General features: G+C 68.5%; 6 protein-coding genes and 1 pseudogene. 5 read left to right on the top strand and 2 right to left on the bottom strand.

All coding sequences use genetic code 11. The features are described from left to right. Nucleotides 1-367: pseudogene (locus I53_RS02085) on the top strand (hypothetical protein); the annotation flags it as partial. 136 nt (nt 368-503) lie between these two features. Next, the gene (locus tag I53_RS02080) at nt 504-941 is read left to right on the top strand and encodes a DUF3429 domain-containing protein (RefSeq protein WP_043346119.1); all 438 of its coding nucleotides are present in this window, start codon (nt 504-506) and stop codon (nt 939-941) included. 38 nt (nt 942-979) lie between these two features. Here the strand turns inward: I53_RS02080 and I53_RS02075 are convergent, their stop codons facing one another. After that, complete coding sequence (locus tag I53_RS02075) at nt 980-1,210, bottom strand: hypothetical protein (RefSeq protein WP_043346122.1); 231 nt, start codon at nt 1,208-1,210, stop codon at nt 980-982. 186 nt (nt 1,211-1,396) lie between these two features. Between I53_RS02075 and I53_RS02070 the strand changes: the two genes are divergently transcribed. The 3 genes from I53_RS02070 to I53_RS02060 all read left to right on the top strand — a co-directional run bounded on the left by I53_RS02070 (nt 1,397) and on the right by I53_RS02060 (nt 3,059). After that, nucleotides 1,397-2,089, top strand: coding sequence for an autoinducer binding domain-containing protein (locus tag I53_RS02070; protein WP_251982188.1), 693 nt, complete (start codon nt 1,397-1,399; stop codon nt 2,087-2,089). Between the two features lie 164 nt (nt 2,090-2,253). Continuing rightward, a complete protein-coding gene (locus I53_RS02065; protein ID WP_043346116.1) occupies nt 2,254-2,877 on the top strand; it encodes an acyl-homoserine-lactone synthase in 624 nt (207 codons plus the stop codon). Between the two features lie 2 nt (nt 2,878-2,879). Further along, the gene (locus I53_RS02060) at nt 2,880-3,059 is read left to right on the top strand and encodes a hypothetical protein (protein ID WP_043346115.1); all 180 of its coding nucleotides are present in this window, start codon (nt 2,880-2,882) and stop codon (nt 3,057-3,059) included. Between the two features lie 73 nt (nt 3,060-3,132). Here the strand turns inward: I53_RS02060 and I53_RS02055 are convergent. After that, a partial coding sequence (locus I53_RS02055) for an NADP-dependent isocitrate dehydrogenase (RefSeq protein WP_043346114.1) occupies nt 3,133-3,763 on the bottom strand: 631 nt, incomplete at its 5' end.

Here is a 3,763-nt window from a genome sequence, read left to right as displayed (position 1 = left end):
GTCGCGGCTCGTGGTTCCGCCGGGAGCCGAATTCGGCGTCCGCGACAGCCAGTACAATCTCGGCGTTCTCTATGCCCGCGGCCTCGGCCTGACGCAGGACCTGATCCAATCCTACGCGTGGTTCTCGGCCGCGGCGAGCCAGGGCGACGACGATGCCGGCAAGAAGCGCGACGACGTGGCCAACAAGCTGAGTCCCGCCGATCTCGCCAGCGCGAAGAGCCTCGCGGCCAACTTCAAGCCGCGAAAGATTGACGCGGCGGTGAACGAGCCGCCGGCGTCGAAGGCTCCCGCCAGCCCGCCGATGTCGCTGCTCGGGGCGCCTTTGCCCAGCGCGGTGCCGTCCACGGCCTCGCCCCGCCGGGGCTGACGGCTTTCCTGAAGCCGGCGCCGCAGCCGCGCCGACCTTGACCGCCGTGCCGCGATGCGGGAACGCTCCGGCGGGGCGGCATCGACCGCGGTCGGATCGCGCGGGTCGCCAACCCTTGCCGATGCCCGGAGGATGGATGGCGCACCGGAACTCTGTCCCGCTGAGCGCCATCGTCCTCGGCATTGCCGGCCTCATTCCCTTCCTGGGATTTGCGGCCCTCGCGGTCTCCGGTACCGATGGCGGCCTGAGCAGCATCGGCCTGTCGCCGCGCACCATCCTCTCCGCCTACGGTGCGGTGATCGCCTCGTTCCTGGGCGGGATCCGCTGGGGCGCGGCCGCGGCGCGCAATGCCGGCAACGGCGACTATCTCGTGGCCATCGTGCCGTCCCTGGTGGCCTGGGCGGCAATGGCGGCGCCTGCACCCTGGGATCTGCGCATCCTCGGCGCCCTGGTTCTCGCCTGGGGGCTGATCGATCAGGATCTGCCCCGCCGCGGCCTCGTTCCGCTCTGGCTCGGCCGGATGCGCCTCGTCCTCTCGGGGGTGGCCGGGGCCGCGCTCCTCGTGGCGGCATGAGGCCGGCGCGGAGACCGGGAGACGAGCGCCGCGCGCCGTCAGGTCTCGCGTGTCATCTCGCGCAGGAGCTTCAGGACCGCGTCGCGGCGTGCCGGTGACTTGATCGCCCGGAACAAGGCGGCGGCCTCGGCGGATTGCTCGTCAATCTGATCCTGCTCTGTCGCTGCGAGCCGATCGTTCTGCAGGAAATAGGTCGGGCAGACGTTCAGCGTGACTGCGATCCGTTCCAGAAGCCAGCGCGTCGTCGGCGGGGTCACGTCGTCTGTCATCCCGTTGAAACTCGCGTTCTGCCCGCTGGACCGATTCAAACGGCAGAGCTTTCCGCCGCCACCCTAGCCTTTCAGCGTCGGCGATGCCATCCTCAGGTTGCGCTCGATGTATCATTTGTCGCAATGCGTGCACCAACGTTGAGATCGGGCATGCCGCATTCGAAGCACCTGGACAGGACCTTCAGCGTGTTGCGCGATCTGGAGCGGGCTGCGGCGCCCGACGAGATCGCGCGATTGCTGGTCGACGCCTTCACCCGCTACGGGGTGTCGTACGTGATGGCCGGGATCGTTCCGACGCCCGGCCTGCCGACGCGGCGGCATGCCGGATTCGTCCTCACGAGCACCATGCCGGAGGGGTGGGCACGCCGGTACGTGACGCGGGGCTACGCGCTCCATGATCCCACGGTCCGGCGGCTCTGCACCAGCGCGACGCCCTTCGACTGGAGCACCGTGCCGCCGGACACGCCGATTGCGAGCCGCATCATGAACGAGGCCGGCGAATTCGGTATCCGCGCCGGCATCACGATCCCGTTCGTGACCCTCGATGGCGAGCCGGGCGGGATCAGCGTGTCCGGGGATCGGATCGAGATCGATCCGGCCGAGCGCGTCGCGGTCAATTTGGTGGCGACCTACGCGGTCGGCCAGCTCCTGCTGATGAACAGCCGCCCCTCCGCGCAGGCGCCGGTGCGTCTCTCGCCGCGGGAGCGCGAGGCCCTCCAATGGGCGGCCGAGGGCAAGACCGATGTCGAGATCGGTATGGTCATGGGCATCACGGCAGCCGGGGTCGACTACCATCTGCGCTCGGCGCGGGCGAAGCTCGATACCGTCAACCGCGCCCACACCGTGGCGCAGGCGCTGCGTGCCGGCCTGATCACGTAGGGCCGGCACGGTCGGCTCCGGAGCGCGCGCGAGCGCGACCCGCTCGGGCCCGGCAAGGTCTTGGACCGGTGGGCGCTCACGCACGCAAACCCTACGGTTTCTCGTAGTACCCAGGTCTTCGCGAAACGAAGAAAACCCACGTCAATCCAACGTGAGGTTACTTCGTGATCCATATCGTCACCCCCGCCAACGCGCATCGCTACGCCGATGCGATGGAGCAGGCCTGGCGCCTGCGCCACGACATCTTCGTGGCAGAGAAAGGCTGGACCGAACTCGCCCGCCCGGATGGCCGGGAGATCGACCAGTTCGACACGCCGCATGCAGTCCACTTCCTCGCCATGGAGGGCGACGCCGTCATCGGCTACAGCCGGCTGCTGCCGACAACGCGCCCGCATCTTCTGTCCGATGTCCTGCCTCAGCTCTGCGAGGTCGAGCGGCCGGTCGGCCCGCAGATCTGGGAATGGACCCGCCAGGGCGTGGCGCGCTCGCACCGCGCGAAGGGCCGTGTGGTCAACCCGGTCTCGATCGCGCTGCTCACCGGCATCGTCGAATGGGGGCTCGCCCACGGGGTCAACAGCCTGCTGCTGCAGATGCCGACCCTCTACATGATCCACGTGATCCAGCTGCATTTCCGCCCGCAGCCCCTTGGCCTGCCGGTTCAGATCGCCGGCGAGGAGATCATGGCGGCCACCGCCCGGTTCGATGCCCGAACCCTCGCCAAGCTGCGCGCGGTCCGCGGCGACAGCAACTCGGTCCTGGTTTCCGAACCCGCTTACCTGGTGGCTTGAGGATGATGTTCGACAGCAAGGATGTGGCCCTGGACGCGCTCGCCGCACAGTGCCTGCGGGTGCGCGAACTCGTCGACACGGTCGGAGACCCGCTGATGCGGGCCGCCATCGACCTCCTGCTTCTCGAGGTCGCCCGGGCCCTGGCCGAGACCAGCCCGCAGGAGCGCGCAGGCGGGGCGTGAAGCGGTCGCCGGCGGACCGCCCATACGAAACGGCGGGCGTCCCGGAGGACGCCCGCCGCTCTTCGTCCGGAGTTCAGGCGCCCATCGCCGTCTTCAGGTTCTGGTCGACCTTGTCGAGGAAGCCGGTGGTCGAGAGCCACTTCTGATCGGGGCCGACCAGGAGCGCGAGGTCCTTGGTCATGTGACCCGCCTCGACCGTGTCGACGCAGACCTTCTCCAGGGTCGCGGAGAACTTGGCGAGATCGTCGTTGCCGTCGAGCTTGGCCCGGTGCGACAGGCCGCGGGTCCAGGCGAAGATCGACGCGATCGAGTTGGTCGAGGTCTCGCGGCCCTTCTGGTGCTCGCGATAGTGGCGGGTGACGGTGCCGTGGGCGGCCTCGGCCTCCACGGTCTGGCCGTCCGGCGTCATCAGCACCGAGGTCATCAGGCCGAGGGAGCCGAAGCCCTGCGCGGCCGTATCGGACTGCACGTCGCCGTCGTAGTTCTTGCAGGCCCAGACGTAACCGCCCGACCACTTGAGGCACGAGGCGACCATGTCGTCGATCAGGCGGTGCTCGTAGGTGAGGCCGAGCGCCTTGAACTTCGCCTCGAACTCCTCCTCGTAGACCTTCTGGAACAGGTCCTTGAACCGGCCATCATAGACCTTGAGAATGGTGTTCTTGGTCGAGAGGTAGACCGGGTACTTGCCCGCCCGGCCGTATTTC

Source organism: Methylobacterium sp. B1 (assembly GCF_000333255.1).
Classification (GTDB): Bacteria; Pseudomonadota; Alphaproteobacteria; order Rhizobiales; family Beijerinckiaceae; genus Methylobacterium; species Methylobacterium fujisawaense.
The sequence above is the reverse complement of the archived record's forward strand: the minus strand, read 5'-3'. Positions and strand labels throughout refer to the sequence as shown.

Bases quoted from the DNA above. Each gene is read 5' to 3' on its own strand.
- I53_RS02080 (WP_043346119.1), top strand. From the start codon at position 504: ATGGCGCACCGGAACTCTGTCCCGCTGAGCGCCATCGTCCTCGGCATT.
- I53_RS02075 (WP_043346122.1), bottom strand. From the start codon at position 1,210: ATGACAGACGACGTGACCCCGCCGACGACGCGCTGGCTTCTGGAACGG.
- I53_RS02060 (WP_043346115.1), top strand. From the start codon at position 2,880: ATGATGTTCGACAGCAAGGATGTGGCCCTGGACGCGCTCGCCGCACAG.